This window comes from Segatella copri (genome assembly GCF_003465495.1).
Taxonomy (GTDB): domain Bacteria; phylum Bacteroidota; class Bacteroidia; order Bacteroidales; family Bacteroidaceae; genus Prevotella; species Prevotella copri_G.
In genome coordinates this window covers 1-945 of record NZ_QSAV01000126.1, presented here as the reverse complement: position 1 = coordinate 945, position 945 = coordinate 1, and the positions used below count along the sequence as shown (strand labels likewise).

General features: G+C 54.2%; 1 pseudogene. It reads left to right on the top strand.

What is annotated here, in order from left to right:
- Positions 1-945, top strand: a pseudogene (locus DWV53_RS16305) (hypothetical protein); the annotation flags it as partial.

The following is a 945-nucleotide window of genomic DNA, read 5'->3' as shown; positions in this document are numbered from 1 at the left end:
GACGACAAGGAATATGTGGATAAGGCGATAGAGAAGGCACGGGAGCTGAACTGTAGCGACACCATCTGGAATGGAGCCCTGCTGCACCTGGAGTATTCTGCCCGCAAGAAGTTGCACATCGACATCCGCATGCCCGTGGGTATGACTATCGAGGAGACACAGCGAGCCTATTGCGAGGCGCTGGGCGTGCCCTACGACGAGAGCTGTATCACGCCTGAACGTATGCTCTTCATCACCGACAAGGCGTCGGAAATCTATCGCTCGCCCCACTGGTACGAGGTGCTGCCACAGGAAGAGCTGAAGAAGCGCAGACAAGCCTACCTGGACCGTGGGCTCACTATCGACGGACGGGCTGGGAAAGTTAATAGTTTACAGTTAAAAGTTAATAGTAATCATAAAGTTCAAAGTTCAAATTTCCAAGTTCAAAGTAAAGACCATGTTCAAGACCATCGACTTTCGGGCTCTGACAGCCATCACGCTGTTTCTGCTGGCTCTGCTATTCAGCCTGCCCAACCTTGTGATAGCAATGCTGCTCATGCTGCTCATCTCAGCCCTGCTGGAGCTCATCAGGATGCTGGGGCAGAGGCAACCGTCAAGAACCTAGCAGCCTTCGACCTCTTCCGCAATGCGGCAGGTCTGAAGGACGTAGACATCAACACCCCAGGCTCCCGCCACTCATCGCTCCTGGCGATTATGAGCGCAGGCGCATCGAGAGTGATGCCCGAAGAGGAACTGAAGGCGGTGGTGGCACAGAAGATGCCAGCCTTTTCGCAGGAGCGTGACTGCCAGCAGCTCATCCACGATTTTTATGCGAAATATGGCGACAGTTCGAAGCCGATGTCGCAAGCCGTAATCCGCATCAATGCTCAGGCTGAGAAGTCATCCCAGAAGGATGCCGTGGCATTCAAATCCGCAAGTTCTGTGGGTTCCGAAGGCGGCACGGAT